The following is a 26,372-nucleotide window of genomic DNA, read 5'->3' as shown; positions in this document are numbered from 1 at the left end:
GCGAGACGGTTCGGGGTCGTTTCTCGGTGTGGGCTTCCTCGGGACACGCCGGTCGGCGCGACCTCGCCGGGCGGAACCGGCGTGCCCTCCGGAATCCGTGGGTACTCAGTCCAGGCCCAGCTCCACCGTGGTGCGCTCGTCGGCGCGCCGCTTGTCCGGCACTCCGGGATCCGCCTCGTCCAGACCGGAGAGCTGCACCAGGGAGGCCCCCGCCGCCAGCACGGCCAACAGACCGTCCAGCACCCCGTGCGGCAACGTCCAGTCCAATGCGGACAGTACGCGGTCGTTCCCACCGATGCCCAGCGTCTCGGCGCGCTCGCGGGCGGCGCTGACCACCTCGTCCACGGTGCGGTCCAGCAGCGCGGGTGTGTCCCCGGACACGGGGATCAACGGGGTGAACTCGTCGCCCCGGATGCGTACCTCGGAGGCGAAGTCCACCACGTCCTCGTCCAGACAGGACACCGATCCTCCCAGCGCGTCCAGCGCGACCGCCACCGTGGCGCCCGAACCCTCGCCCTCGGCGATCCGGTCTCCCGGCACGAAAGCGGCTTCCGCGGCGGAGGGGGAGTGCACCACCCTGGCCCCGCACCACCAGGCCCCGAGCAGGATTCCGGCGGTCTGCCAGTGCGCGGGCAGACGCACGGCCACCGGGGTTCCCGGTTCGACGTCGAGTTCCTCGGTCAGCCAGTTGGCCGTCTTGGCCGCCCAGTTGGCCACGGTGGCTCGGGACAGTTCCACCCGGCCTCCCACGGCCTCGTCGTAGTGCGTGATCAACGGGCGCGGTGCCCCCCGGGCCAACAGCGGACTCAGCAGCGCTTCGGTGACGCTCATGCGTGCAGACTAACGGACGTGATCACCATCCGGTCGCTCTGTCGCACACCGGAGTCGACCGGCCCCGGCCGGGGCGTCAGTAGACGCAGGGAATCCCGTCGGTGGTGATCCGCCCACCGGTCCGGGCGCTCGCCGCCGTCGAGCCTTCCCCGGTGGAGCGGGCTCCGTCCAGCACCAGCCCGGAACCGCCCGTGAAGCGCGGTGTCGATCCGGTCGAACCGTCCGGCTCGGACGAGGGGTTCCCCGGGGCTCCGCCGGAGTCGGTGGAGTCCACGTCGCCCCCGAGATCAGCGACGAAGCGGCGCACCCTCTTCTCGTCCACGGTGACGACGCTGCGGCCCCGCTCGTCGGTGGCCGTGGTGTTCTCCACCGGGATGGTGGTGAAGCCGATCTCCCCCGAGGCCAGGGACCGCATCCGGTCCACGAAGTCGATCACCTGCCAGTCGCTGTCCAGCACGACCGACTTGCGCGCCGCCGTGACGAGCTGGTTCATCGCGGACATGTCGGTCAGGATCTCGGTCGACAGCAGCTTGTCGGCCACCGCCGCGAGGAAGGCCTGCTGGCGCACGATCCGATCCAGGTCCCCGTTGGGCAGCCCGTGGCGCTGCCGTACGAAGGCCAACGCGTCGGCTCCCGAGATGACCTGGGGACCCGCCCGGAAGTCCGCCCCCGAGTCCTCGTCGCTGGTGGCACGCCGCAGGCAGACCCGCACCCCGCCCAACGCCTTGGTGACCTCGTAGAAACCCAGCAGGTTCACCTTGGCGTAGTGGTCCACCCGGACACCGGTCAACGACTGCACGGCCTCGACCAGCGCACGCTGACCGGCCACCCGGGACTTCCGCCGGATCTCCCGTTCGTCGTGGCCGCCTTCGGCGCGCAACCGCTCGGCCCGGTCCGCCTTGGTGAGCCCGTAGATCCCGTTGATCTTCTCGGTTCCGCCCTCGTACTCCACCGCCGTGTCCCTGGGGATGGAGATCGCCGTGGCCTCGCTGCCGTCCTCGGGAACGCGGACCAGGATGATCGTGTCGGTGTTCAACCCCGAGGCGGACTCGGTGCGCAGCAGGTCGAGCACCTCGGGGGGAAGCGGATTGCCCTGCGTGTCGGTTCGGCTGTCGCTGCCGACGAGCAGGATGTCCTCGGCGGTGTCCCTCTCGTCGACCTGCCGCATGGAGTTCCCACCGAGGATGTCGACGCTTGCGGTCCCGTTCTGGAACCGTTGGACCACGGTCCAGCCGGTCGCCGTGACACCCAGCGCCAGCACCGACAGCACCACGAGCAGCCCCCGGCCCACGAGCCGGGCGAGGCGGCGTGCGGAACCCCGACGGGTTCCCGGGCCCGGATCCTCCGGCTCACCGCCGGACTCCTCTTCCGTGGAACGCGGTCGAGGCCCCTCTCCGGGGGCGACCTCCTCCGCCGAGCTCTCCGGGGTGCGGTGCCGTCCGGAGTCGTCGGGCGCCGCGCCGGACGACGGGGACCGCTCCTCGGGCTCGTCCACCTGTGGTCCTCCCTCTCGGGCGTGGTGTCCGGACAGGATCGCCGTGAGGCCCGATCCGGGCCGGGCCCGTGGCTCCTCGGCCCGGATCGGGGCTGTTCACAGGCTAACGTTCGGGGTGCCGGCTCGTGTGGAGATCACCCGGTTCGGGGGTGTCCGTCGTGTTCGCCGCCGTGGTGGCCCGCCGGTGCTCCCCGGACCGGTGGAGCCTCAGTTCACGCAGGGGATGCCGTCGGCGGTGATGGACTTCCCGTCGCCGAGCTGGTCGCTTCCGTCGCTGTGGGTACCCAGAGCCCGGTTCGTCGTCCTCCCGTCCAGCCGCAACCCGTCGGTACCGGTGAACTTCCTGGCTCCGGGGCCCTGATAGTCGTCTCCGAGGTAGACGGAGACCGTGCCCGGCTCCGGCTGTGAGCTCTGCTCGACGGTGATCCCGCCCAGCTCCTCCGAGACGAGTTCGGCGGCCTCCCGGTCGCCGGAGGAGTAGCGGATCACCGACTCCTCCCGCATCCGTTCCGCGTTGGCCGCCGCCCCCCGCTCGAATCCGTCCTCGTCGAGGTCGTCCCGGACGCGGCCCGCCAGCCCGGACACGCCCGAGGCGTTGTAGACGTTCACCTCGGTCTCGGCGCGCAGCTTCTCGGCACGTTCGGCCTCGCGTCGCGCGGCCTCGCGTTCCTCCGGCGGCAGGAGGAGGTTGTCCACGAAGCGCCGCACTTCGACAGGATCGGCCTTCAGGCCGGAGCTGGGGCCGGTCATCTCCACGGGGATAGTCTCGAAGGTGATGTCGCCCGCCGCGATGCCCTGCATCCGCGTGGCGAAGTCCAACACGTCCCAGCCGTCGTCCAGCAGGACCGAGTCACCGAGCGCGTTCATCAACTCCTGGAGCTTGCCGTGGTTGCCCAGCGTGTTCGCCGAGAGCATCTTCCGGGCCAGCCCGGACATGAAGACCTGCTGGCGCACGATCCGGTCCAGGTCTCCCCGGGGCAGCCCATGGCGTTGTCGGACGAAGGCCAGCGCGTCGGCGCCGGAGATGGTCTGTGTTCCCGCCGGGAAGTCGGCCCCGGAGTTGGGGTCGTCCACCGGGTTCTTCAGGCAGACCTTCACCCCTCCGACCACCTGGGTGAGTTTGTAGAAGCCGAGCAGGTTCACCTCGGCGTAGTGGTCGATGCTGACCCCGGCGAAGTCCTCGATGGTGTCCATCAGGAACTGCTGCCCGGCGATCCGGGACTCGCGGGCCAGCTCGCGCTCGTCGGTGACCCCTTCGGCCTTGAGTTTCCGCAGCGTGGCGACCCGCTTGCGGTTCAGGGCGGAGTTCAGTTTGTTCGTGCCGAACTTCCCCATGTCGACCATGGTGTCCCGGGGGAAGGACACGGCCCGGGCGTGTTCGCCGTCGTCGGGGATGCGGAGGAGGATCATGGTGTCGGTGAGGTGACCACCGGCGTCGCTGGCCCGGAGCTTGCGCAGCACCTCGTCCGGCAGCGGGTTGCCCTGCGCGTCGGTTCGGCTGTCCTTGCCGACCAACAGGATGTCGGTCGCTCCGTCGGGGGAGTCCCGTTCGTTGTTGATCCTGAGGTCCCCACTGATACTGCTGGTGAACCCCCGCAGGGTTCCCCAGGCGTAGCCGGTGGTGGCCAGCACGATCACCGAGAGCGTGGCCACACACATCTGCACGGAACGCAGCGTCACGCGGCCGCCCCGGGAGGACCGCGTGGAGCCGCCTCGCCGGTCGGCCCAGACGTCCTTCGCGGGTGGAGCGCTGCGGGGTTCCGCGCGTGTTCCGTCGCGCCGGTCCCGCCGGACCCCGCCGCCGGAGTCGGCTTCGGCCCGCGAGGGACGCCGTGACGGCCGTGAGCCGCCCGGATCGCCGCGCCCATCGGAGTCGAGCGGTCGCGGCCCGCCCTCCCCGCCGTTCCGACGGGGTTGACGGGGACCGGGCCTGTGGGGGTGTCCGTCAGGGTCGCCTGGCCGTCGTGGGCGGTTGTCCACGGCGAGTCCTCCTTGGGTGCCTGGCGGGCCGGAATCACCTCGGAAAGAGGCTGTACTGGCCTTGCGGGTGCAGGTTAACGCCGATCACAGCGGCACGGTGCGTTCGGTCGACGCGACGCGCGGCATACTCTTTCAGGTGACGCGTCGTGTGCGCGTCGGGTTGCGTGGTTGGTGGAGCGCGGCCGGAGCCCGCATGTCAGACTCCACGGAGGCCGTGGTGCGGGCCGGCGTCAGGGGCGTGGCGTGGCCGCGGGCGGCTCCGTCGTGCGCCCCGCTTCCCGGCGACCACGGCCACAGGGTTCTACAGGAAAGGCGCGATGAAGGTTCTCGTTACCGGAGGGGCCGGTTTCATCGGCTCCTACTACGTGCGGCAGCTGCTCGGTGGGCACTACCCCGCCTTCGCCGGTGCCGAGGTGGTGGTGCTGGACAAGCTCACCTACGCGGGCAACACCGCCAATCTGGCCGAGTTCTCCACCGACCCGCGGCTGCGCGTGGTCCGGGGTGACGTGCGGGACCCCGAACTGCTCGCCGAGTGGATGCCCGGCACCGACGTGGTGGTGCACTTCGCCGCCGAGTCCCATGTGGACCGTTCCATCTCGGGGGCCTCCGACTTCGTGCTCACCAACGTGGTGGGGACCGACACGTTGTTGCAGGCGGCACTGGCCGCCGGGGTGAGCCGTTTCGTCCACGTCTCCACCGACGAGGTGTACGGCTCCATCGACGAGGGCTCCTGGTCGGAGGGGCACCCGCTCGAACCGAACTCGCCCTACTCCGCCTCCAAGGCCGGCTCGGACCTGCTGGCGCGGGCCTATCACCGCACCCACGGACTTCCGGTGTGCGTGACCAGGTGCTCCAACAACTACGGGCCGTACCAGCACCCCGAGAAGATGATCCCGCTGTTCGTGACGAACCTGCTCGACGGGAGGAAGGTCCCGCTCTACGGCGACGGGAGGAACGTGCGGGACTGGCTGCACGTGGCCGACCACTGCCGTGGCATCCAACTGGTCGCCGAGTCCGGCGAGCCCGGGGAGGTCTACAACATCGGAGGCGGAACCGAGCTCACCAACGCGGAACTGACCGCCATGCTGCTGGAGGCCACCGGTTCCGACTGGTCGATGGTGCTGCCGGTCACCGACCGCAAGGGACACGACCGGCGTTACTCGCTGCGCTACGACAAGATCAGCAGGGAACTCGGCTACGCCCCCCGGGTCGGTCTGGAGGAGGGGCTGGCCGAGACGGTCCGCTGGTACCGGGAGAACCGTTCCTGGTGGCAACCGCTGAAATCCCACGAGGGGGCCTTCGCATGACTCCGCCCGCCCTGCTGATCCCCGGAGGACGTGGGCAGGTCGGCGTCGAGCTGGCCGGGTTGGCCCGGGGCGCCCGCAACGGGCTGGTCCACGCCCCCGGTTCGGGGGAACTCGACGTCACCGACTCCGCCGCGCTCACCGACGCGGTGGACTCCTTCACCGACGCGGCCGCCGACTCGGGGCTGCGCCCGGTCGTGGTCAATCTCGCCGCCTACACCGCCGTGGACGCCGCCGAGTCCGACAGCGCGACGGCGGCCGGCGTGAACAGCACGGCCCCGGCGACGCTGGCCCGGATCTGCCGCAAGCGCGGTGTCCCCCTGGTGCACGTCTCCACCGACTACGTGTTCTCCGGGGACGCACGGCAGCCCTACGAGCCCGAGGACGAGACCGGGCCGCGCAGCGTCTACGGGCGCACGAAACTCGACGGGGAACGGGCCGTGCTCGACACCCACCCCCGCTCGTGGGTGGTGCGCACGGCCTGGGTGTACGGAGCCGCCGGGACGAACTTCGTGAGTTCCATGGTCCGGCTGGAAGGCGAGCGGGAGACGCTCTCCGTCGCCGACGACCAGTTCGGCTCCCCCACCTGGGCGGCCGACCTGGCCGGCGGGCTGCTGGAACTGGCCGAGTCCGTGGTGCGACGGGACGCTGTCCACCGGGTGCTGCACTGCACCAACAGCGGTGTGGCCAGCCGCTACGAGTTCGCCAGGGCGGTGTTCGAGGAGTTGGGAGCCGACCCCGAGCGGGTACGCCCGGTTCCCTCCTCGGAGGTGCCCCGCCCCGCGCCACGCCCCGCCTTCTCGGTGCTGTCCGACCGGAGGTGGACCGACAGTGGACTCACCGGACTGCGTCCGTGGCGGCAGGCGCTGAACGCGGCCTTCCGCCACCACGGGACCCGTTGGCCGGGGCGGTGAGCGGGGCGAACCCACTCACCAGGGTGGCCAGTCGAGGGGCAGTATGCCCAGGTGCAACAGCCCGGGAAGCGCGGCCAGCAGACAGAACCGGATGAGCCGTCCGACCGTCGCGGCGGGAACCCACACCGCGAGCGGGGCCTTCAGCAGTCCCGCGGCCGGGGCCACGAGCGTGAAGGGAGGCAGCCCCACCAGGCCACTGGCGAACACGGTCGTGGCTCCGGACAGGCGGTGCCGCGTGCACGCCGCGCGCAGCCTCCGCAGTGTCGCCCCGTCGGGCCGGTGCTGACCCCGACGTAGCAGCCGGGGAATCCGCAGCGCCCCCCGCGCCGCCAGGTAGTGGACCGTTTTCCCCACCAGCTGTCCCACGGCGGCGGCCGGACCCAACACCCACCAGGACAGTTCGGGCTGGGTCAGGGCCACACTCACCAGGTACACCTCGGAACTGAACACCGGCACCACGGCGGTGGACACGCTCACGGTGAAAACACTGAGAACCCAGAGCACCGGACCTCCGCACGGGGGAACACGGGGAACCCGTCGACGAGTGCTTCCCGGGCACTGTCGGTGCGTCAGTGCCCACCCGGGGTGATCGTAACCGGACGGGGCGGGGTGGTGAGACGGTTTTCGTGACAGTGGAGGGTGCTCAGCGGCTGGTCAGTGCCAGCCGGTAGGCCCGCAGTGTCTCGGTGGCGCAGCGCCGCCAGGTGAACCCGGCCGCGTGTCGGCGCGCGGCCGCGATCCCGTGGTCGCTCTCCGAACTCACGGCCCTGTGCAGGGCGGACCGCAGCGCGGAGGAGTCGCCGTGCGGGGCCAGCAGCGCGTGCCCACCGGTGACCTCTCGCAGTGCGGGGATGTCGCTGCACACCACCGGGGTTCCCGCCGCCATGGCCTCCAGGGCGGGCAGTCCGAACCCCTCGTCCCGGGAGGGCAGCACCAGCGCCCGCGCACCGGCCACCACCCGGCGCAGCGTCTCCTCGGGCAGGTATCCGGTGCTTCTCAGTCCACTGTCGACGAGGGGGGGCTCGGTGGCGGGTGGCCCGGCCAGCACCAGCGGCGGGAGCTCCGGGTCGAGCGCCTCCACCAGCGTGGACAGCCCCTTGCGGGGACCGGGCTGGCCGACGAAGAGCAGGTATTCGGCAGGCAGCCCGTAGCGCTCCCGCAGCGCCGCGTCCGGCGGTTCGGCGTGAAACCAGGCACCGTCCACCCCGAGGGGGGTGACCACGACGCGGTCCGGATCCACGCCGAACCGGGCGGTGAGCCGGTCGGCCACCGCCCGGGTGGGAGTGCACACCACGGCCGCGCGGTGCAACGACCGCACGAAACCACGTGGGTCGGGGCCCGCCCCCGCCGCGTCGACGAAGTCCAGGTCGTGCACGGTCAGCACCCCGGCGGCACGGGTGGCCGGGGGTTGCACGAGGTTCGTTCCGTGCACCACCTCCGCACCCGGACACAGCAGTTCCACCGGAGGGAACTCCGCGCGCGACCAGCAGGAACGCAGCAGCCGGGCCGGAACCGGAGGGCCGCAGGCCGTGGTGCCCGGCGGGGCGTTCTCGCGCAACGCGCGCCATCCCCGGGTGGTCAGTCCGAGCAGCCGCACCCGGGTGCTCGGGAACTCGGCCAGGGTCCGCGCCAGTCGCGCGGTGTAGCGCCCGATGCCGGTTCGCCTCCCCAACACCGGGGTGCCGTCCAGGGTCACGCGCACGTCCCGGGTCCTCTCCACGTGTCGTTGCCGCACGCCCGTGCCGTCTCCACCGTGAGGAGCCCCCGGCTCACTCCGAATCCCCGCCGCGCAGGCGTCGCGTGGCCACGCGGCGGATCCTGCCCGCGGCGCGTCTGGCCACCTCCCGGGGACCGCCCCGATCCAGGTACTCACGCAGCAGCGCCACGTCCTTGCGCAGCGCGGCGACCCCGCTCTCCCGTGGGCTGCGGCTCAGCGGGGCCGAACCGCGCAACCGGTCCGGGGCCGGGCGCGGGTCGCGACAGAACTCGGTCAACGGGGCGAGGACGGACTCCCAGGTGAAGCGTTCACGGACCTCGGCGAGGCGTTCCCGGCACCGTGCGGCGAAGTCCTCGTCGTAGAGCACGCGGTCCAGGGCCTCGGCGAGTTCCTCGGGGGACTCGGCGGGTACCACCAGCCCGATCCCCTCTTCCCGCACCAGGTCGGCGAACGAGTCGCCTTCCGTGGTGACCACGGGAAGACCCGCCCAGAGATAGTCCAACATCCTGGTGCGGAAGGAGAAGGTGGTCTCCACGTGCTCGAAGTGGGTGGTGACTCCGCAGTCGGCGTCCAGCAGGTGGTTCTGACGGTGCCGGTAGGGCACCCACCCCTCGTTGAAGAACACGTGGCGGTCCACCAGGTCGAGTTCCTCGGCGAGTTCGCGGGTGCGGTCGGCCATCCCCATCTCGGGGACCTCCGGGTTGGGGTGGTTCATGCCGAGGAAGAACAACCGCGGGTTCTTTCTCCGCTCGGACAGCCGGTGCACGGCGCGAAGCAGGGTGAGCGGGTCGAACCAGCTGTAGACCCCGCCCGCCCACAGCACGATTCTGTCCTCGGCGCCGATGCCGGTGTGTTCGCCCCTGATCCCGGGGCCGGTGCGCCGGGGCGGCGCCGCGGGCAGGCCGAACGGGGCCACCGAGATCAGCGAACGCATGGTCGGGTCGGTGTCGTAGATCCGTGGTGTGATCCGGCCCAGCGCTGCCAGGTGCCCCAGCCAGAAGTGGCGCTGGCGCTGCGAGGCGCACAGGAAGAAGTCGCCGCGACGCAGCTGCGCGTTGAGCACCTCGGTCGCCCCGCGCAGGTCGGCGTGACGGCGCTGCTCGTCGGTGTCCCTGCCCTGTTCGAGCAGCTCCAGGTGCATCGGGTCGTAGATGTCGCAGACCACGATCTTGTCGGAGTCGGCGCGTTTCAACGCCGGGACCATCTCCAGGGCGTGCCCCTGGAGCACGACCACGTCGGCCCACTCCACGTGACCGGCGAGTTCCCTGACGTCGGCGCGCAGCACGCAGAAGCGCCCCTGGTGGGTGTGCACGCGCTCGTTGGTGCTGACCAGCCGCACCTCGTGTTCCTCGGCGAGGAGTTCGGCGGTGTGCCAGGCACGGATCGCCGGACCGGCCATCCGCTCGGTCACCGCGTCCCCGGTGATCACCACGATCCGACGCGGCGCGCCGAACGCCCGGTCCAGTCCGAAGGCCTCCACGAGGACGTCGTGCGCGGCCAGGTAGCGCGGCAGCGGGTAGGCGGGTTCCAGGGCCCTGCGCATCAGCGGGCGCAGGTCCACGTCCGTCCGGACCCGCTCGCGCTGCTCGACCTCGCGGGAGCGTCGCAGCTCGGGTAACAGCTCGACGAACTGGTCGATGGCCAGCACCCCGGCGAGGGCCTGGGTGCTGACCGGGGTGGTCCCGTCCTCCGCCGGATCCTCGGGGCGGCGGTCCAACTCCAGCTGTTTCGGGTCCACCTCGCCGCGTGCCGTGGACCTGCGCACGGCCAGCGCCAGCGCAGCGGGCAGCGCCCGGGCGAGGGTGTCCTCCGAGGCGTTCTTGTAGAGCACGGCCAGCGCGTTGCGCTCCAACAGGTAGTGCTCGCGGGCCGAGTCCACACCGGACATGGAGCCGTGGTGGGAGTGGTAGGACAGGCACTCCGGCACGTAGCGCACCCGCCACCCGCGCAGGTTGAGCCGCCAGCCCAGGTCCACGTCCTCGTAGAACATGAACAAGCGCTCGTCGAAACCGCCCAGCAGGGCGAACGGCTCGGCCCGCACGAACAGCGAGGAGCCGGTTCCGAACAGCACGTCCCTGGGGGCGTCGTGACTGCCGTCGTCGATCTCGCCCGCGTGCCGCTTGTAGCCCATGCCGAACCAGGTCAGCCCGCCGTCGACGAAGTCGACACGCTCTCCCGACCGGTCGAGCACCTTGCCCGCCACCGCCCCGACGGTGGGCTCGTCGCGCAGCACACGTACCGCGCTGCGGGCCCACTGTGGATGGGCGACGGCGTCGTTGTTCAGGAAGGCCAGCACGTCGCCGTTCGCCGCGCGGGCACCGAGGTTGCATCCGCCCGCGAAGCCGAGGTTGTCCGCCGAGGTGATCAGGCGCACGTCCCGGAGAGAGCCCAGGCGGGCGGCACTGTCGGCGTCCGAGGCGTTGTCCACGCAGATCAGTTCGAGTTTGTCCGCGGGGTAGTCGAGTTCCGCGCGCAGCCTGCTCAGGCAGGTGACGGTGTCCTCGGTGGTGCGGTAGTTGACGGTGATCACCGACACGGTCGGCAGGTCGGCACTGTCCCGGGAGTCAGCCACGTTCCCAAGCTTGCCCTACGGCCGTGCGACGGATACCCGGCGGTGGGAGGTCCGGCCTTCGGGCGGTCCGGGGCCGGGCCGGTTGTGCCGAAAATCGGCGTCGCCGAGACGAGCGAGGGCGAGTCCATGACCGCTGTCCACGCGCGTTCGGAAACAATCCTCCGACAGAGTGACTGTCTGTCTGGTTTCATCATGAGGCGCCACGTGGCCCGGCGTGGGGGCCGGGCACGGAGGTCCGTTCCGCCGAGTTCACGAGGAGAAGGACATGACGACACCGTCGGACCCGGACGAGACGCTCGCCGGTTTCCGCGAGCGGATCGAGGACAAGATGCGCCAGGCCGACCGCATCAGGGAGGCCGCCTCCTCGGTACGCGCCGAGGAGTCCAACCGGGACGGGTCGGTGCGGGTGACCGTCGACCAGAACGGGAACCTGGCCGAACTGGACCTCACCGAGGGGGCACTGCGCAAGCGGCCCGAGGAACTCTCCTCGGAGATCCTGTCCACGGTGCGTGCCGCGCAGACCCGATTGACCGAGCGGATGCGGGAGGCCATGGAGCCGGTGCTGGGGGCGGACACCGAAACGCTCGGTTCGGTGCTGTCCGGGATGCGGGAGCGTTTCCCCGCCGAGGACGCGGAACCACGGGAGGGGGCTGCCGCGTCGACGCGGGGCGAGGACGACGAGGAGTTCGACGAGTTCGACTGGATGAACTCACGCAGGAGGTGACCCTTGGCACAGAGCGGATTCGAAGTCGACACCGGGGCCGTACGACAGCACGCCCGGAACCTGGGGAAGGTGACCGACCGGCTCGGGACCGCGCGGGAGGCGGCCGGGCAGGTCTCGCTGAACGGCACGGACGCCTACGGCGTGCTGTGCAGCCCCGTGTTGACACCGTTGATCGGGATGTTCGAGACGGCGGCACTCACCACCATCGGCACGGCCACGGCGGCCGTGGAGGCCACCGCCGCCGGAGTGCGCGGTGCCGCCGAGACCTACGACGAGGTGGACCGCCAGGCCGGTGAGCTGCTGGAGTCTGTCCGCGACGAACTGGGAGAGATCTGAGATGGCCGAACAGAACCCGCTCGTCGAGGCCGAACCTGACTCCCAGAAGTGGGAGGACGGTCTGATGGTGGTCGACTTCGCCGTCGATTCGGCCAGGGCCGTCGACAACGAGGACTGGTGCGAGGCCGGGATCACGGCCACCGCCGCGGGGCTGGACGCGGTCGCGGTGGCGGCCGACCCGTTCGACGCCTTGTTGACCTCCGCCTTCGCCTGGATGATGGAACACGTCTGGCCGCTGCCGGACATGCTGGACTCACTGGCCGGAAACCACGACCAGGTGCAGGCCAACGCGCACACCTGGGCCAACATCTCGGACCACTTGCGAGGGGCCGCCACGGACATGCAACAGGCCGTGGACGCCGACACGGCCGGCTGGCGGGGACCCGCCGCGGACGGTTACCGGATGTTCGCCTCCGGGGAGGCCAAGCTCGTCGAGGGAGCCGCCGAGATCGCGAAATTGCTCGGTTCCGCCGTTTCCGCCGCGGGCACGGCGCTGCTGGTCGTGCGCACCACCGTGCGGGACATGATCGCCTCGGCCATGTCCGAGCTGGTCACCTACCTCGTCCGTTCCTCGGCCGCGGCGGGACTGTCACTGGGGGCGGCGACGCCGCTGATCGTCGCCGACGGAATCCGGATCGTGGCCAAGTGGGCCAGCAAGGTCTCCAAGTGGCTGGACAGGATCGTCGGTTCCTTCCGCAAGCTCGCCGAGATCGTCGGGAAGGCCAAGCCGGCACTGGCCAAGGTGGACGACACGCTTCAGCCCGGTTCGAAACTGGGCCAGTCCGTCCAGGAGTTCGCCAGCAAAAGCCGAGCGGCGAACCTGACCCTGTCCGAGGAGGTGGTCCGCAACACGGCGGCGATCGGGGCCACCCATGACGACCAGGACTACGCCAAGCACCTGCGCGGCGAGCACGACCACGACTTCACCGACGGAACATGAGTGCGGGACGACGTTCCTCGTCGACCGGTTCCCGACCCGCCCCAGCGGGTGGGGAGCTCGGTGTTTCGTTCCGTGAGGTGCTCCGGGACGGGGACAGGCTGCGTTCCGATCGATTGGGGAAAGGACTCCCGGGCTGTGAAGGACTTCTTGTGTGTGGTCCGTGACGTGATGCTGATACCGCTGGGGCTGCTGTTGTTCGCTGCCGCGATCCTGGTCGTCATCCCGTTCTTCGGGATGACGGTGGTGGGTTCGGAGGTGACGAACCACGGGACGGCGGTGGCCCAGCGGTGTCGGTTCGCCGGGCCGATCGCGGACTCACAGACCCCGGACGGCGGCAATGTGGTCGGTTTCGGCCACATCTGTTGGGCGCGGGTGACCTGGCAGGACGGCACCACCGAGATGCGGGAGGTGACCGGTTCGCAGCTGACCCCGGACGACATCGGCAAGAAGGTCGCCGTGGTCGACCGGGCTGTGGCCACCGGCAACGGAGGAAGCACGAGCACCGAACAGAGGGTCTTCCGGGAGGGCTACCGTCCGAAACCCGTGCTGGGCAGCATCGGCGTAGTGGGAACGGGGATCCTCGGGGTGGGGTGCCTTCTCTTCGGTTGGGCGGATCTGCGCGCGCGTTTCGGCTCCAAAACCGCCGTTGAGGCGTGAGGGAACCGCGGGCTTCGCCGACGGGAGCCGTTTTCGGCGCTACGGAGGTTCGGCCTCCGGCAGTCGGTTTTGGTGCCGCCCGGCCTCGGACCAGCGGTTCCACACCCGCCGCCGGTCCACCACGGACCGGGCGGTCACGCGGCGGCGTTGCCGCAGTGTGCGCGGAAGCCGCGCGAGCAGCTGTCCCAACACCCGCAGTCGCAGCGGGACGCGGAAGTTCGCCGCCTCCGGAACCGCGGTGCCCCGCAGTCGGCGCAGCGGCAGCGCGGCCGTGATCGCGCCGAACCGCAGCACCTCCCGCGCGGCGATCCGGGCGGGAGCGCAGCGCAGCAGCGTCACCAGTCGGTTGCGTTCGTTCCACAGGTGGAAACGGGCCGAGCCCGGAGCCGAGGAGGTGCCGGGTGTGTGCGCACAGCCCGCCGTGGTGGGCAGGATCCCGTGACCGGCCAGCCGCAACCGCCAGGAGGTGTCGGTGTCCTCGTAGTAACAGAAGAACGACGCCGGAACACCGCCGACCTCCCGCAGGGCGGCGGTGCGCAGCAGCACCGCCCCGCCGCAGAACCCGAACACCCGCTGCGGTTCGGCGGTGTCGGTGCCGTGACCGGTCACGGTGAGCCGCACTCCTCTCGACACCGTCCCGTCCGCGCCGTACAACCGGGAGGCGACCGCCGCCGCTTCCGGGCAGGAGTCCAGCGCGGCCTCCAGGGTCTCCAGCCAGTCGGCGTCCGGCCGGGCGTCGTCGTTGAGCCAGGCCACGTACTCGGTCTCCACCCGCCGTAGGGCCCGCTGCACGCCCCCGGCGTAGCCGAGGTTGCGGGGCAGGCGCAGCACCTCCGGCTCGCTCGGGTGTTCGGCGAGTACCCGAGCGGTGCCGTCGTCGGAGGCGTTGTCCACCACCAGCAGCCGGTGGGGGCGTTGTTTCCGCAACGCGTCCAGACACTGCCCCACATGGGCGCGTCCGCGCCAGGTGACCACGACGACGGTGCTCTTCGAGCCTGTGTTCACCCGATCGAGAGTATCCGCCCCCGCCGCCGTCGCTTCCGAGCTCCCCGGCACCCTTTCCCGGGGAGCTCATCCACGGAAAGCTCTCCCGGGGCCTCGGAGACGGTGTGCCGAGGGCCGCCGTGCCAACCGCATCCGTTCCGGGGAAACGCCCCGGACCCCCGTGAGTTCTTCCGGAGAAGCCGGTGCCCGAGCTGGTCGTGACGGCCGAACAACTGTTGTCCCCGGTCCCCGGTGGGACGGGCCGCTACACCCGCGAACTGCTGCGCGCGCTGGCCGCCACCGCCCCACCGGGGTGGACGGTGGCCAGCGTGGTCAGCTCCGGAGGGGATCCCTCGCGTGCGGTGGTGGAGGGAGTGGAGGGGCCGCGTGTCCTGCCGCTGCCGCGTAGGGCGCTGACGCTGGCCTGGCGTCACGGATTGCCCCCCGGGGTGGGCGGGGATTCCGTACACGCTCCCACCCCGCTGTTCCCGCCGGTGCGGGGGAGGAGAGGTCTGGTGGTCAGCGTGCACGACACGGTCCCGTGGACCCATCCGGAGACGCTGACCCCACGCGGTGCCTCCTGGCACCGGAAGGTCGTGGCGCGGGCCGCGCGCACGGCCGACGCGTTGGTCGTGCCGACCGAGGCGGTGGCCCGGGACCTCAGGCGCAGGGTACGGGTCTCCGCCCACCTCGAAGTGGTGGGTGAGGGCGCGGATCCGGTCGAGGTGGCCCCGGACGAGGCGGAGCGGACGGCGCGGAAACTGGACCTTCCCGAGCGGTACCTGCTCGTGGTGGGCACCGTGGAACCCCGCAAAGGACACGCGACACTGATCGAGGCGCTGAGCCGTCCGGAACTGGAGGGAACGCCGCTGCTCGTCGTGGGAAAGCCCGGCTGGGGCGGGGTGGACCCGCTGCGGCTGGCCGAACGGAACGGGGTGCGTTCCCGGGTGCGTTGGCTCGACTCCGTCGACGACACCGAGTTGGCGGTGCTGCTGCGCCGGGCGAGTGTGCTGGTGGCGCCCAGCCTGGCCGAGGGGTTCGGACTTCCGCTGCTGGAGGCCATGGCCCACGGGGTGCCGGTGGTGCATTCGGACGCCCCGGCCCTGGTGGAAGTGGCCGGTGGGGCGGGGGTGACGGTTCCCCGGTCCGAGCCGGGACGGCTGGCCGAGGCGCTGGCCGCCGTGCTCGGGGACCCGCACCGCCGCGCGGAGCTGGGCCGCCTCGGCAGGGCCAGGGCCGGGCTGTTCGACTGGCGGGACAGCGCGCGCCGGATCTGGCGCCTGCACACCGGAAAGTGAGCTTCCCGGGCGAACGTGTCGGGAGACGAATCCGGGCTCTGGTTCCGACGGGTGAACTCGCCGTCTCCGTCGGGACCGATTTCCCCATCCCGCCACGATGATCCACTCGTGTTTTCTAGGCTGCCTGATGTGCACAGAGGTGATCCACACGTCCTCATCGACGCGACAGCCGTTCCCGCCGATCGCGGCGGGGTGGGGCGTTACGTCGACTCCCTGCTGGCCGCGCTGGACGTCGCGGGGGCACCGATGAGCGTGGTCTGCCAGCCCAGGGACGCGGCGCTGTACCACAGGATCGCCCCGAACAGCCGGGTCGTTCCCGCCGCCGACGCCGTCGCCACGCGCACGGCCCGCCTGTCCTGGGAACAGACCACCCTGCCCCGGCTGGCGCGCAGACTGGGGGCGCGTGTGGTGCACTCCCCGCACTACACCGTGCCCTTGGCGAACCCGACGGCCTCGGTGGTCACCCTGCACGACGCGACCTTCTTCACCGAGGCGCCCCTGCACTCTCCGGTCAAGGCCCGTTTCTTCCGCGCCTGGACCCGGGCGGCACTGCGCAGGGCCACGGTGTGCGTGGTGCCGAGCCGGGCCACCTCGGAGGAACTGGTCCGCACCGCCGGGGCCGACAGATCCCGGCTGCGGGTGACCTACCACGGCGTGGATCCCGAGCGTTTCCACCCGCCGGGACCCGAGGAAGTGGCCGCCGTGCGCCGGGACCTCTCCCTGGGGGAGCAGCCCTACGTCGCCTTCCTGGGCACGCTGGAACCACGTAAGAACGTGCCCGCCCTGATCCGTGGCTTCGCCCGCGCGGCCGTGGGGCGTGCCGACTCGCCTGCCCTGGTGCTGGCGGGCCAGTCCGGTTGGGACTCCGAGGTGGAACGCGCCCTGGAGTCGGTGCCGCACCGGATCAGGGTGATCCGGGCGGGCTATCTGCCCGTGGAACGTCTGGCCGGATTCCTGGGCGGGGCCGCCGTGGTGGCCTACCCGAGCATCGGGGAGGGCTTCGGCCTACCCGCCCTGGAGGCGATGGCCTGCGGTGCCGCGGTGCTCACCACGCGAAGACTCAGCCTGCCCGAGGTCGGTGGGGACGCCGTGGCCTACTGCGGGGTGCGGGAGTCCCAGATAGCCAGGGGGATCGCCTCCCTGCTGGACGACCCGGCACGCCGCGCCGAGCTGTCGACCGCGGCCCAGCAGCGCGCCAAGGAGTTCACCTGGCAGGCGTGTGCGGCGAGTCACCTGCGGGCCTACGCGCACGCCGACCACCTGCACCGCAGGGCACGGAGGTGACCGTCCCGGGAGACCGGGCGGTGGCGTGCGCCGACGTGGTGGACAATGTCGACGTGCGTGACAGCCAGAGTTACGGCGACGGACTCGCCGTCGTCACGGTTACCTACTCGCCGGGGGAACTGCTCGAACGGTTCCTGGAGACGCTGCCCAAGGCCACCGACCGTCAGGTCCGGGTGGTGCTCGCCGACAACGGCTCCACGGACGGGGTTCCGGAGCGCGCCGCCCAACGCCCCGGGGTGGAACTGGCCAGGATGGCGGGCAACCTCGGCTACGGGTCGGCGGCCAATCGCGGCATCGCCGAGTTGGGGGAGGAGTTCGGCTGGGTGGTCGTGGCCAACCCGGACGTCGAGTGGACGGCGGGCAGCCTGGACGAGCTGCTGGCCGCCACCGAGCGCTGGCCCCGTGGCGGCGCGTTCGGACCGCTGATCCGGCAGCCGGACGGCAGCGTCTACCCCTCGGCCCGTGCCCTGCCCTCCCTGGGACGTGGAGCCGGGCACGCGCTGCTGGGAGGGGTGTGGCCGGAGAACCCGTTCACCCGCGCCTACCGCCGTTCCACGGAGAGCACCTCCGAGCGGACGGCCGGTTGGCTGTCCGGTTCCTGTCTGCTGCTGCGCCGTGCCGCGCTGGACTCGGTCACGGGCTTCGACCCGAGGTACTTCATGTACTTCGAGGACGTGGACCTGGGGGACCGGCTGGCCCGCGCGGGCTGGCTCAACGTGTACGTGCCGGAGGCCGAGGTGGTGCACATCGGTGGTCACGCGGCCTGTCGGGCCTCGGCGCGGATGCTGGCCGAACACCATCGCAGCGCCTACCGCTACCTGGCGGACCGCTATTCCGGTCCCGCCCTGGCACCGCTGCGGCTGGCCCTGCGCGCCGCGCTGGGCGCGCGGGCCCGGTTGACGGTGCGGGCGGCCGAGCGGCAGCGGTGACCGCGCTCCGACAGGCGCTCAGTCGAACCGCTGGGGGGCGTTCCGCGCGTCGTGGGGGGTGATGCCGTGCGGGGCGGTGGGCGTCTCGTCCTCGTACTCGGCTCGGACGGGCCGAGCGCCCTCCGAGGCCCGCCGGGCGGGTTCGTCGGCCTGCCGTGACCGGTCGTGGGAGTCCTGGATGACCGTGGTCGAGTTCGGGTCCGCCCCGTCGAGTTCGCGGACCGTCTCACGCGGGATCCGGACCGTCTGGGCGGCGTCCATCGGCGAGGTCGCGCTGTCGGGGGTGACGACGAACGCACCACGTGCCCGCGAACGAGCTAGCGCTTCGTCGGCTCGGTTGCGGGGATCCATGGTTTCCTCTCAATGCTGGCCGGTGGGTTGTCAGCCGCGGCGCGGGCACCAGCGGGCCGAGCGGTGCCGCCGGGACCGGGAGGGCGTCCGGCCGGGGCGGCCCCCTCCAGCGTGGCAGAGTTTCCGCTCTCCGTGGCCGGACGTGGACGGAACGTGCCGGACGGGGTGCCGCGCCGGGGCAGCGCTGCTACTGCCAGAGTATTCCCCATACGTTCCTACGTCAGGGTGAGTTGCCTAGCTCGGGGAGGGAGCACGGTTGATGACGGGTCCGGACGAGCACGTACCCCCGCGAGGTGCCGAGGCAGTGGTGCTCGTGGGAGGGCGCGGGACGCGCCTGCGTCCGTTGACGCTGTCCGCCCCGAAACCGATGCTTCCCACGGCGGGCGTGCCCTTCCTGACCCACCTGTTGTCGCGGATCCGCGCCGCAGGGATCAGGCGGGTGCTGCTGAGCACCTCCTACCAGGCGGAGACGTTCGCCGAGTACTTCGGTGACGGCTCCCGCCTGGGGCTGGAGCTGGAGTGCGTGGTCGAGCCCGAGCCGCTGGACACCGCCGGGGCCATCCGCAACGTGGCGGACAGGCTGCGCGAGCCGGACGTGTTCGTCTTCAACGGTGACATCCTCTCCGGGGTGGATCTGCCCGGGATGCTGCGTGCCCACCGGCGGCACGCGGCCGAGGTGACCCTGCACCTGGTGCGGGTGAGCGACCCCTCCCGGTTCGGCTGTGTTCCCACCGACGAGGGGGGTGCGGTGACGGCGTTCCTGGAGAAGACGGCCGATCCGCCGGTGGACCAGGTCAACGCGGGGTGCTACGTCTTCCGCCGGGAGGTCGTGGAGGACATTCCCGCCGGGCGGCCGGTCTCGGTGGAACGGGAGACCTTCCCCGGGCTGCTGGAGTCCGGGGCCCGATTACACGGTTACGTGGACTCGGCGTACTGGCTCGACGTGGGCACACCGGAGGCGTTCACGCGTGGCTCCGCCGACCTGGTGCGCGGACGGGCTCCCAGCGGGGCGCTGCCCGGTCCCGTGGGGGAGTCGTTGGTACTGGACGGGGCCGTGGTCGAACCGACGGCCGTGGTGCGTGGGGGAAGCACGGTCGGCTCCGGGGCCGTGGTCGGGGCGCACAGCAGTGTCGAGGCTTCCGTGCTGTTCGACGACGCCCGTGTCGGCTCCGGGGCGGTCGTCTCCGACAGCGTCGTGGGAGCCGGGGCCGTGGTCGCCGACGACGTGGTGCTGGACCGGGCCGTGGTCGCCGACGGGGCCGTGGTCGGCGCGGGCTGTGAACTCAGGCACGGGGTCAGGATCTGGCCCGGGGTGGAGTTGCCGCCCGGTGGGCTGCGTTTCTCGCACGACTGCTGACCAGGTGGTCGGGCCGGGGTACTGACCATCACCTGTGGTGGGGCGTCGTTCGCCTCTGGCTCGGTGATTCGGCGTTCGGTGGCAGCGGAACCGGTGGAAGCCGCGTCGCTCACTGTCCCCGGAAGCGGAGTGGGTTGTCGAGGTCGAGGAGGGTTCGGGCGAGTTTGTTGGTTTCGGCTCCGTTGCCGCGTACCGAGTGCAGGATGCCGTTGTAGACGAGGTCCCACAGCTCACGGTTCCGCTGGAGATCGCTGAGTTGCGCGGAAAGTTTTCGTTCTGCGGCGTCGGTCAGTTGTAGCACGCGGGAAGCGCCTTCCGTGGTGACCTTCACCGACGTGAGTTCGTACGTGCTGACGAATCCGTTCTTACCGTAACGAAGCCAGTCGGCCCCAGCCGCCATGCGCGTGTTGCGCCCTGCCAACAACGTGACGAACGGCCACGGAACTATGAACAACCAGAGCCACCACGTTGTCATCCATCCGATCCCGGCGTCTCTGATGATGCCGAACGTGAGGACGACGAGAGATATCGTCAGTCCGACACCGAACGACTGGCCGCGGGAAGGACAGAACCATTCGAGTACGGGCGATTCACCTTCCGGAGCTTGAGGGGCTTTGTTCTCTCCTCTCGGGTGTTTTTTCTGGGCGTTTTTCCACTCGGGTTCGAGCGGGGCGTGTGGTGGGCGTGGTTCTCCGGTTCGGGGGTCGGGTTTGGGGGGGAGTCCGGCTGTGTGGCTCATGAGTGCTCGTTTCAGAAGAGGTCGTCGACGAAGTCGCCGACGGTGTTCGCCGCGTCGCCGAGCTTGTCGCTGGTCCAGCTTGCGGCCTCACTCGCCGCGTCCACGACGTCGTCGCCCCACTCGTCGATGGCGAAGCCGACACCGACGCTGACCGCGACGCCACCGGCCACGGCCCAGCCGACCGGGGTGCTCATGGCCAGCAGCCCGGCGGTGGCAGCGGAACCGGCGGCGTAGCCGCCGAGGTTGACGGCGGCGCTCTCACCCACGGACTTGTCCGAGGTCTGGACGTCGTAGGCGATGCTGCCACCAGTTATGAGCAATCCGGCGGCGGGAAGTTTGCTCGCAACCCTGATGCTGCCACGTAACAGCGGACTGGCTGCCCTGTTCGGATTCGCTCCGAAACTGAGGTTCGCTCCGAGCAGCGCTTTGGTTCTCGGACTCAGTTTGTCCACCATCCGTGCCGTTCGGCTCGCGGTGGCCTTGTTCTCCATCGCCGTCTTGTTCACGTGATTGCGGACGTGGATGGCGGCGGCGCGGGTCTGATCGCGCAGGCTCAGGTTCGGGCTGTGCATCAGCTTCTCGGCCCGCGCGATCTTGCCGCTGTCGGCGATCTCGATCGCGGCCGCCCGCATCGCGCTGGTGTTCCCGGCCACCGCACCTGCCAGCCCGGTGGTGAAGTCGGTGATGGTGAAGGGGCTCTTCTCGACGAGTCCGGAGACGAATCTGTTCAGCGTGCCGAGTGCGCTGTTGTGCTGCTCGCGGGCTTCGGTGACGATCTGACTGCACTCCTGGTAGGCGCGGACCCTGCGTGCGTAGGCGGCCTGTGCCTGGGTGGCCGAGGCATGGGCCTGCTGTTCCTCCGGAGTCGCCGGACGATCGCTCGGTAGTGGTTCCGGGGCGGGCGGTTCCGGCCCCGGCTCCATGATGCGTTGTTCGGTCACCGTCAGACCGGCCTCTTCCGCGATCTCGCGGGCGCGTCGCATGCGTTTCTGGGCGGTGTCCAGTTCGTCGGCGAACTTGTTCAGTTCCCGGCACATCGCCGCGTGGTCCTCGGCGACCTCGTCGATCTCGGGACTCACCCCGCTCATCACCTCGCGGAACGAGTCTCCCGCCTCGCCGCTCCAGGCTCCCTCCGAGTCGTTGCGGGCCCGAATGACCTGCGTGCCGGTCTCGTGAACGGCATCCGAGACGGTGCTCATCCAGCGGGCGCTGTCCCGGATGCCCGACGGATCTCCCCGGATCTCCAGATCGAGTGGCATGGATGTGGCTCCCGGTGGTCAGCCCGGTTGGTCGTCGAACCGTTCGGCGTTGGAACGATCCGTCTGCTCGTAGAGGTCGCGTCCCTCGGCGACCGCGTCACCGGCAGCGCCGAGTCCTTCCACGATTCCGGCGGTGGAACTGGTCAGCAGCGCCATCGCGCCCGCGACCGCCTCGGTCGCTTCCCCCACGTCGGGCGCGGGTGGGGGAGAAGGGGTGTCGTCCAGACTCGTCGCGGCGTTGCGCAGCTTGGTGGCCAGACCGGTGAGCTCGTCCGGATCCGCGTGTGTTCCGCTCACCGCCGAGCCTCCTCTCCGTCGTTGCGCTGTTCCTCGGGAAGCTGAGCGTCCCAGATCACCAGGTCCGCGCCGCTGCGCCGCCGTACCTCCTCGACCCTGTCCTTCGGCAGCGAGGCCCAGGGCTGCAACTCCCCGCAACAGGCGACAAGCGAGTCCAGGGAGGAGTAGGCCAGCACCGCCAGCCTGCCGTCGGCCAGCCCGCGCAGATCGAAGGTGACCTCGGTGTCCTCTTTCAGCACCCGTTTCGACGGGAGATAGGCCTGGGGCGGTTCCACGCCTTCGCGTTCGGCGATGTAGTCCGCGCCGATGACCGCGGGAGCCTCCGGCCCGTGCTGTCGGAACACGTGCTCGTCGCCGATCGTCAATGGCCCTCCCCAACCGAGCGACAGTGGATCAGACGGAAGAGTGCCACCCCGCAGTGCTTGATCAACAGGGTGACACTACTCAGGACGAGCGGTTTCGTGGGGAGTCTCATGGAGATGACGGAACGACGCGGTCCGTATGACCATGCTCGGAGTCATCCGCTCGACACGCGGAGTGTGGCAAAGAGGAGCAGGCGCCCAACGTCGGACCGCAGCCAGGATCAGGAGGTTTCCCGGATTCGGGCGTGTGGGCGTGCCGCGCGAACCACGCCCGAGACGCGGAGTCGGTCAGTAGCGCAGACTGCGCAGGAAGGTCCGCCACTGGTGGCGGTCGAAGGTCAGCACCGCGCCCTGGCGGTCCTTGGAGTCGCGGGCGGCGACCGCGCCGGGCAGCACGGCGACTTCGACGCACGCGCCGTTGTTGCCGCTGTAGCTGGAGACTCGCCAGCCGAGGTCGTGGTAGTACTCGCCGGTCATCATGCACCTCTCGGTCGGGCTGTGCCGATCATTCCACAGCGGCGACCGTCGTCGAGGCAACCACGTCGTTCGCCGACCTCGTCGACGGCGGGTGCTGATCACGGAGGCGTGGGCTCGCCCCGGGTTTGCTGTTGTTTGAACTGCAGAATGCAGCTATAATGCATGCATGACTACGGTGACGGTTCGTAACGTTCCTGAAGAGGTTCGTGACTTACTCGCCGATGCCGCGCAACGCAGCGGTCAATCGTTGCAGAGCTACCTGTTGCGCGTGTTCGAGCGGGAAGCGCGGTTCGCGCGCAACGTCGAACTGACCGAACTGCAGCCGATCGGCGGTGGTCTGCTGAGCATGGAGGAGATCGTCGCGGCCGTACACGAAGCTCGCGGGGAGAGACCCGAACCGGATGACCAAGAGGGGACGGCTTGCTCGTCGTAGACACCTCCACCCTTGTCGCGTTTTTCCTGGGAGCCGGTCACAGCAGTCCGATGGTGCGGAGAACGCTGGGCGCGGACCCGCACTGGGCGGCTCCACCACATCAGCCAGTCGAGATGCTCAATGTGCTTCGTGGTCTGGTACGCGGACGCAGGATCTCGGAGCGGGATGCGCACACGGCCCTGGAACGCTGGTCCAGCGCCGCGGTGGAGACGCTCGATTTCACGATTCCGGTGAACGGGCGGATCTGGGAACTGCGTGACAACCTCTCCCCGTACGACGCCGCTTATGTCGCGGTCGCGGAGGTGCACGATTCAGTACTGGTCACGGGGGATACTCGGTTGGCGAGGGCGCCAGGGTTGCATTGTGAGATCCGGCTCGTGCGGTAGCCGGGCTCGCCTCGGAGGCCGGATGTCGGCAACCGGCTCGGCCGTGCCGAAGTGGTGGTCGGTAGCGGTGTCCGGCCGGGATCCGATCCCTCGCGAGATCTCTGCCCGGCCGGGATGTCGCCGAAACCCGTGACCACGGTTCGTCGCTGTGCTGCGGTACCGCCGAGGGTGGTCAGTAGCGCAGACTGCGCAGGAAGGCCCGCCACTGGTGGTGGTCGAAGGTCAGCACCGCGCCCTGGCGGTCCTTGGAGTCGCGGGCGGCGACCGCGCCGGGCAGCACGGCGACTTCGACGCACGCGCCGTTGTTGCCGCTGTAGCTGGAGACTCGCCAGCCGAGGTCGTGGTAGTACTCGCCGGTCATCATGCACCTCTCGGTCGGGCTGTGCCGATCATTCCACAGCGGCGACCGTCGTCGAGGCAACCACGTCGTTCGCCGACCTCGTCGACGGCGGGTGCTGATCACGGAGGCGTGGGCTCGCCCCGGGTTTGCTGTTGTTTGAACTGCAGAATGCAGCTATAATGCATGCATGACTACGGTGACGGTTCGTAACGTTCCTGAAGAGGTTCGTGACTTACTCGCCGATGCCGCGCAACGCAGCGGTCAATCGTTGCAGAGCTACCTGTTGCGCGTGTTCGAGCGGGAAGCGCGGTTCGCGCGCAACGTCGAACTGACCGAACTGCAGCCGATCGGCGGTGGTCTGCTGAGCATGGAGGAGATCGTCGCGGCCGTACACGAAGCTCGCGGGGAGAGACCCGAACCGGATGACCAAGAGGGGACGGCTTGCTCGTCGTAGACACCTCCACCCTTGTCGCGTTTTTCCTGGGAGCCGGTCACAGCAGTCCGATGGTGCGGAGAACGCTGGGCGCGGACCCGCACTGGGCGGCTCCACCACATCAGCCAGTCGAGATGCTCAATGTGCTTCGTGGTCTGGTACGCGGACGCAGGATCTCGGAGCGGGATGCGCACACGGCCCTGGAACGCTGGTCCAGCGCCGCGGTGGAGACGCTCGATTTCACGATTCCGGTGAACGGGCGGATCTGGGAACTGCGTGACAACCTCTCCCCGTACGACGCCGCTTATGTCGCGGTCGCGGAGGTGCACGATTCAGTACTGGTCACGGGGGATACTCGGTTGGCGAGGGCGCCAGGGTTGCATTGTGAGATCCGGCTCGTGCGGTAGCCGGGCTCGCCTCGGAGGCCGGATGTCGGCAACCGGCTCGGCCGTGCCGAAGTGGTGGTCGGTAGCGGTGTCCGGCCGGGATCCGATCCCTCGCGAGATCTCTGCCCGGCCGGGATGTCGCCGAAACCCGTGACCACGGTTCGTCGCTGTGCTGCGGTACCGCCGAGGGTGGTCAGTAGCGCAGACTGCGCAGGAAGGCCCGCCACTGGTGGTGGTCGAAGGTCAGCACCGCGCCCTGGCGGTCCTTGGAGTCGCGGGCGGCGACCGCGCCGGGCAGCACGGCGACTTCGACGCACGCGCCGTTGTTGCCGCTGTAGCTGGAGACTCGCCAGCCGAGGTCGTGGTAGTACTCGCCGGTCATCATGCACCTCTCGGTCGGGCTGTGCCGATCATTCCACAGCGGCGACCGTCGTCGAGGCAACCACGTCGTTCGCCGACCTCGTCGACGGCGGGTGCTGATCACGGAGGCGTGGGCTCGCCCCGGGTTTGCTGTTGTTTGAACTGCAGAATGCAGCTATAATGCATGCATGACTACGGTGACGGTTCGTAACGTTCCTGAAGAGGTTCGTGACTTACTCGCCGATGCCGCGCAACGCAGCGGTCAATCGTTGCAGAGCTACCTGTTGCGCGTGTTCGAGCGGGAAGCGCGGTTCGCGCGCAACGTCGAACTGACCGAACTGCAGCCGATCGGCGGTGGTCTGCTGAGCATGGAGGAGATCGTCGCGGCCGTACACGAAGCTCGCGGGGAGAGACCCGAACCGGATGACCAAGAGGGGACGGCTTGCTCGTCGTAGACACCTCCACCCTTGTCGCGTTTTTCCTGGGAGCCGGTCACAGCAGTCCGATGGTGCGGAGAACGCTGGGCGCGGACCCGCACTGGGCGGCTCCACCACATCAGCCAGTCGAGATGCTCAATGTGCTTCGTGGTCTGGTACGCGGACGCAGGATCTCGGAGCGGGATGCGCACACGGCCCTGGAACGCTGGTCCAGCGCCGCGGTGGAGACGCTCGATTTCACGATTCCGGTGAACGGGCGGATCTGGGAACTGCGTGACAACCTCTCCCCGTACGACGCCGCTTATGTCGCGGTCGCGGAGGTGCACGATTCAGTACTGGTCACGGGGGATACTCGGTTGGCGAGGGCGCCAGGGTTGCATTGTGAGATCCGGCTCGTGCGGTAGCCGGGCTCGCCTCGGAGGCCGGATGTCGGCAACCGGCTCGGCCGTGCCGAAGTGGTGGTCGGTAGCGGTGTCCGGCCGGGATCCGATCCCTCGCGAGATCTCTGCCCGGCCGGGATGTCGCCGAAACCCGTGACCACGGTTCGTCGCTGTGCTGCGGTACCGCCGAGGGTGGTCAGTAGCGCAGACTGCGCAGGAAGGCCCGCCACTGGTGGTGGTCGAAGGTCAGCACCGCGCCCTGGCGGTCCTTGGAGTCGCGGGCGGCGACCGCGCCGGGCAGCACGGCGACTTCGACGCACGCGCCGTTGTTGCCGCTGTAGCTGGACTTACGCCACCGCCAAGTATCGTGCCTAGTCGTCACCGCAAAAACCTTTCAATCGATACGTTCT

General features: G+C 70.0%; 32 protein-coding genes. 16 read left to right on the top strand and 16 right to left on the bottom strand.

The window, feature by feature from the left end; all coding sequences use genetic code 11:
* Nucleotides 1-105: 105 nt before the first annotated feature.
* The 3 genes from ACTMO_RS0114495 to ACTMO_RS0114485 all read right to left on the bottom strand — a co-directional run bounded on the left by ACTMO_RS0114495 (nt 106) and on the right by ACTMO_RS0114485 (nt 4,006).
* Nucleotides 106-831 carry a TIGR03089 family protein gene (locus tag ACTMO_RS0114495; protein WP_019855409.1) on the bottom strand — a complete coding sequence of 242 codons (726 nt, stop codon included), beginning with the start codon at nt 829-831 and terminating at the stop codon, nt 106-108.
* A gap of 76 nt (nt 832-907) precedes the next feature.
* Nucleotides 908-2,326: an LCP family protein gene (locus ACTMO_RS0114490; RefSeq protein ID WP_019855408.1), complete on the bottom strand. Its 1,419-nt coding sequence runs from the start codon at nt 2,324-2,326 to the stop codon at nt 908-910.
* Between the two features lie 207 nt (nt 2,327-2,533).
* The gene (locus ACTMO_RS0114485; protein WP_019855407.1) at nt 2,534-4,006 is read right to left on the bottom strand and encodes an LCP family protein; all 1,473 of its coding nucleotides are present in this window, start codon (nt 4,004-4,006) and stop codon (nt 2,534-2,536) included.
* 617 nt (nt 4,007-4,623) lie between these two features.
* On the opposite strand from ACTMO_RS0114485, the gene rfbB reads away from it, so the two are divergent.
* Nucleotides 4,624-5,613, top strand: coding sequence for a dTDP-glucose 4,6-dehydratase (gene rfbB, locus ACTMO_RS0114480; RefSeq protein WP_019855406.1), 990 nt, complete (start codon nt 4,624-4,626; stop codon nt 5,611-5,613).
* Entirely contained in the window at nt 5,610-6,524 is a 915-nt protein-coding gene (gene rfbD, locus ACTMO_RS0114475) for a dTDP-4-dehydrorhamnose reductase (protein ID WP_019855405.1), read from the top strand. The genes rfbB and rfbD overlap by 4 nt, the downstream gene beginning before the upstream one ends.
* Nucleotides 6,525-6,539: 15 nt before the next feature.
* Here rfbD and ACTMO_RS0114470 read toward each other — a convergent pair whose 3' ends face one another.
* The 3 genes from ACTMO_RS0114470 to ACTMO_RS0114460 all read right to left on the bottom strand — a co-directional run bounded on the left by ACTMO_RS0114470 (nt 6,540) and on the right by ACTMO_RS0114460 (nt 10,813).
* On the bottom strand, nt 6,540-7,001 hold the full coding sequence (locus tag ACTMO_RS0114470; protein WP_245556190.1) for a VTT domain-containing protein: 462 nt from the start codon (nt 6,999-7,001) through the stop codon (nt 6,540-6,542).
* A 166-nt stretch (nt 7,002-7,167) separates the two neighbouring features.
* A complete protein-coding gene (locus ACTMO_RS0114465) occupies nt 7,168-8,259 on the bottom strand; it encodes a glycosyltransferase family 4 protein (RefSeq protein WP_019855403.1) in 1,092 nt (363 codons plus the stop codon).
* A gap of 34 nt (nt 8,260-8,293) precedes the next feature.
* Nucleotides 8,294-10,813 (bottom strand): glycosyltransferase, encoded by a 2,520-nt coding sequence (locus ACTMO_RS0114460; protein ID WP_019855402.1) that lies wholly within the window; start codon nt 10,811-10,813, stop codon nt 8,294-8,296.
* Between the two features lie 265 nt (nt 10,814-11,078).
* On the opposite strand from ACTMO_RS0114460, the gene ACTMO_RS0114455 reads away from it, so the two are divergent.
* The 4 genes from ACTMO_RS0114455 (at nt 11,079) to ACTMO_RS23510 (ending at nt 13,470) form a co-directional block, all read left to right on the top strand.
* The gene (locus tag ACTMO_RS0114455; protein WP_019855401.1) at nt 11,079-11,537 is read left to right on the top strand and encodes a YbaB/EbfC family nucleoid-associated protein; all 459 of its coding nucleotides are present in this window, start codon (nt 11,079-11,081) and stop codon (nt 11,535-11,537) included.
* Nucleotides 11,538-11,540: 3 nt separating this feature from the next.
* Nucleotides 11,541-11,873, top strand: a complete 333-nt coding sequence (locus ACTMO_RS0114450) for a type VII secretion target (RefSeq protein ID WP_019855400.1) — start codon at nt 11,541-11,543, stop codon at nt 11,871-11,873.
* 1 nt (nt 11,874) lies between these two features.
* The gene (locus ACTMO_RS0114445) at nt 11,875-12,813 is read left to right on the top strand and encodes a WXG100 family type VII secretion target (RefSeq protein WP_026449249.1); all 939 of its coding nucleotides are present in this window, start codon (nt 11,875-11,877) and stop codon (nt 12,811-12,813) included.
* Nucleotides 12,814-12,948: 135 nt separating this feature from the next.
* Nucleotides 12,949-13,470: a DUF6346 domain-containing protein gene (locus ACTMO_RS23510; RefSeq protein ID WP_019855399.1), complete on the top strand. Its 522-nt coding sequence runs from the start codon at nt 12,949-12,951 to the stop codon at nt 13,468-13,470.
* A gap of 39 nt (nt 13,471-13,509) precedes the next feature.
* On the opposite strand, the gene ACTMO_RS21145 is transcribed toward ACTMO_RS23510, so the two are convergent.
* Entirely contained in the window at nt 13,510-14,475 is a 966-nt protein-coding gene (locus tag ACTMO_RS21145) for a glycosyltransferase family 2 protein (RefSeq protein ID WP_019855398.1), read from the bottom strand.
* Between the two features lie 182 nt (nt 14,476-14,657).
* Here ACTMO_RS21145 and ACTMO_RS0114430 point away from each other — a divergent pair, with 182 nt between their 5' ends.
* The 3 genes from ACTMO_RS0114430 (at nt 14,658) to ACTMO_RS0114420 (ending at nt 17,965) form a co-directional block, all read left to right on the top strand.
* A complete protein-coding gene (locus ACTMO_RS0114430) occupies nt 14,658-15,752 on the top strand; it encodes a glycosyltransferase family 4 protein (RefSeq protein WP_019855397.1) in 1,095 nt (364 codons plus the stop codon).
* Nucleotides 15,753-15,881: 129 nt separating this feature from the next.
* Nucleotides 15,882-17,036 carry a glycosyltransferase family 4 protein gene (locus tag ACTMO_RS0114425; protein ID WP_019855396.1) on the top strand — a complete coding sequence of 385 codons (1,155 nt, stop codon included), beginning with the start codon at nt 15,882-15,884 and terminating at the stop codon, nt 17,034-17,036.
* Between the two features lie 53 nt (nt 17,037-17,089).
* Nucleotides 17,090-17,965 (top strand): glycosyltransferase family 2 protein, encoded by an 876-nt coding sequence (locus ACTMO_RS0114420; protein WP_026449248.1) that lies wholly within the window; start codon nt 17,090-17,092, stop codon nt 17,963-17,965.
* 18 nt (nt 17,966-17,983) lie between these two features.
* Here the strand turns inward: ACTMO_RS0114420 and ACTMO_RS21140 are convergent, their stop codons facing one another.
* A complete protein-coding gene (locus tag ACTMO_RS21140) occupies nt 17,984-18,316 on the bottom strand; it encodes a hypothetical protein (RefSeq protein ID WP_019855394.1) in 333 nt (110 codons plus the stop codon).
* Nucleotides 18,317-18,575: 259 nt separating this feature from the next.
* Between ACTMO_RS21140 and manB the strand changes: the two genes are divergently transcribed.
* Nucleotides 18,576-19,673: a mannose-1-phosphate guanylyltransferase gene (manB, locus tag ACTMO_RS0114410; protein WP_019855393.1), complete on the top strand. Its 1,098-nt coding sequence runs from the start codon at nt 18,576-18,578 to the stop codon at nt 19,671-19,673.
* A gap of 109 nt (nt 19,674-19,782) precedes the next feature.
* On the opposite strand, the gene ACTMO_RS21135 is transcribed toward manB, so the two are convergent.
* From ACTMO_RS21135 to ACTMO_RS0114385, 5 genes are all read right to left on the bottom strand, one after another.
* Nucleotides 19,783-20,412 carry a hypothetical protein gene (locus ACTMO_RS21135; RefSeq protein WP_033401548.1) on the bottom strand — a complete coding sequence of 210 codons (630 nt, stop codon included), beginning with the start codon at nt 20,410-20,412 and terminating at the stop codon, nt 19,783-19,785.
* An 11-nt stretch (nt 20,413-20,423) separates the two neighbouring features.
* Nucleotides 20,424-21,671, bottom strand: coding sequence for a WXG100 family type VII secretion target (locus ACTMO_RS0114400; protein ID WP_019855391.1), 1,248 nt, complete (start codon nt 21,669-21,671; stop codon nt 20,424-20,426).
* A gap of 18 nt (nt 21,672-21,689) precedes the next feature.
* Nucleotides 21,690-21,968, bottom strand: coding sequence for a WXG100 family type VII secretion target (locus ACTMO_RS0114395; protein ID WP_019855390.1), 279 nt, complete (start codon nt 21,966-21,968; stop codon nt 21,690-21,692).
* Nucleotides 21,965-22,333, bottom strand: coding sequence for an SAV_915 family protein (locus ACTMO_RS0114390; protein WP_019855389.1), 369 nt, complete (start codon nt 22,331-22,333; stop codon nt 21,965-21,967). The genes ACTMO_RS0114395 and ACTMO_RS0114390 overlap by 4 nt, the downstream gene beginning before the upstream one ends.
* 285 nt (nt 22,334-22,618) lie before the next feature.
* Complete coding sequence (locus ACTMO_RS0114385) at nt 22,619-22,810, bottom strand: DUF397 domain-containing protein (RefSeq protein ID WP_019855388.1); 192 nt, start codon at nt 22,808-22,810, stop codon at nt 22,619-22,621.
* Nucleotides 22,811-22,973: 163 nt separating this feature from the next.
* Here ACTMO_RS0114385 and ACTMO_RS23020 point away from each other — a divergent pair, with 163 nt between their 5' ends.
* Both ACTMO_RS23020 and ACTMO_RS0114375 read left to right on the top strand, forming a co-directional pair.
* Nucleotides 22,974-23,240 (top strand): FitA-like ribbon-helix-helix domain-containing protein, encoded by a 267-nt coding sequence (locus tag ACTMO_RS23020; RefSeq protein WP_157062898.1) that lies wholly within the window; start codon nt 22,974-22,976, stop codon nt 23,238-23,240.
* A gap of 50 nt (nt 23,241-23,290) precedes the next feature.
* Nucleotides 23,291-23,626 (top strand): type II toxin-antitoxin system VapC family toxin, encoded by a 336-nt coding sequence (locus tag ACTMO_RS0114375; RefSeq protein ID WP_245556188.1) that lies wholly within the window; start codon nt 23,291-23,293, stop codon nt 23,624-23,626.
* A 172-nt stretch (nt 23,627-23,798) separates the two neighbouring features.
* Here the strand turns inward: ACTMO_RS0114375 and ACTMO_RS0114370 are convergent, their stop codons facing one another.
* Complete coding sequence (locus ACTMO_RS0114370; RefSeq protein ID WP_019855387.1) at nt 23,799-23,990, bottom strand: DUF397 domain-containing protein; 192 nt, start codon at nt 23,988-23,990, stop codon at nt 23,799-23,801.
* Between the two features lie 163 nt (nt 23,991-24,153).
* On the opposite strand from ACTMO_RS0114370, the gene ACTMO_RS23015 reads away from it, so the two are divergent.
* Together ACTMO_RS23015 and ACTMO_RS0114360 are read left to right on the top strand one after the other, a co-directional pair.
* Nucleotides 24,154-24,420 carry a FitA-like ribbon-helix-helix domain-containing protein gene (locus tag ACTMO_RS23015; RefSeq protein ID WP_157062898.1) on the top strand — a complete coding sequence of 89 codons (267 nt, stop codon included), beginning with the start codon at nt 24,154-24,156 and terminating at the stop codon, nt 24,418-24,420.
* Between the two features lie 50 nt (nt 24,421-24,470).
* On the top strand, nt 24,471-24,806 hold the full coding sequence (locus ACTMO_RS0114360; protein ID WP_245556188.1) for a type II toxin-antitoxin system VapC family toxin: 336 nt from the start codon (nt 24,471-24,473) through the stop codon (nt 24,804-24,806).
* Between the two features lie 172 nt (nt 24,807-24,978).
* On the opposite strand, the gene ACTMO_RS0114355 is transcribed toward ACTMO_RS0114360, so the two are convergent.
* Nucleotides 24,979-25,170, bottom strand: coding sequence for a DUF397 domain-containing protein (locus ACTMO_RS0114355; RefSeq protein ID WP_019855387.1), 192 nt, complete (start codon nt 25,168-25,170; stop codon nt 24,979-24,981).
* Between the two features lie 163 nt (nt 25,171-25,333).
* On the opposite strand from ACTMO_RS0114355, the gene ACTMO_RS23010 reads away from it, so the two are divergent.
* Together ACTMO_RS23010 and ACTMO_RS0114345 are read left to right on the top strand one after the other, a co-directional pair.
* Nucleotides 25,334-25,600 (top strand): FitA-like ribbon-helix-helix domain-containing protein, encoded by a 267-nt coding sequence (locus ACTMO_RS23010; RefSeq protein WP_157062898.1) that lies wholly within the window; start codon nt 25,334-25,336, stop codon nt 25,598-25,600.
* A 50-nt stretch (nt 25,601-25,650) separates the two neighbouring features.
* Complete coding sequence (locus tag ACTMO_RS0114345; RefSeq protein ID WP_245556188.1) at nt 25,651-25,986, top strand: type II toxin-antitoxin system VapC family toxin; 336 nt, start codon at nt 25,651-25,653, stop codon at nt 25,984-25,986.
* Between the two features lie 172 nt (nt 25,987-26,158).
* On the opposite strand, the gene ACTMO_RS0114340 is transcribed toward ACTMO_RS0114345, so the two are convergent.
* Nucleotides 26,159-26,344: a DUF397 domain-containing protein gene (locus tag ACTMO_RS0114340; protein ID WP_026449246.1), complete on the bottom strand. Its 186-nt coding sequence runs from the start codon at nt 26,342-26,344 to the stop codon at nt 26,159-26,161.
* Nucleotides 26,345-26,372 lie beyond the last annotated feature (28 nt).

This window comes from Actinopolyspora mortivallis DSM 44261 (genome assembly GCF_000384035.1).
Lineage (GTDB): Bacteria > Actinomycetota > Actinomycetes > Mycobacteriales > Pseudonocardiaceae > Actinopolyspora > Actinopolyspora mortivallis.
Note: the sequence above shows the minus strand (reverse complement) of the source record. Positions and strands in the feature narration are given on the sequence as shown.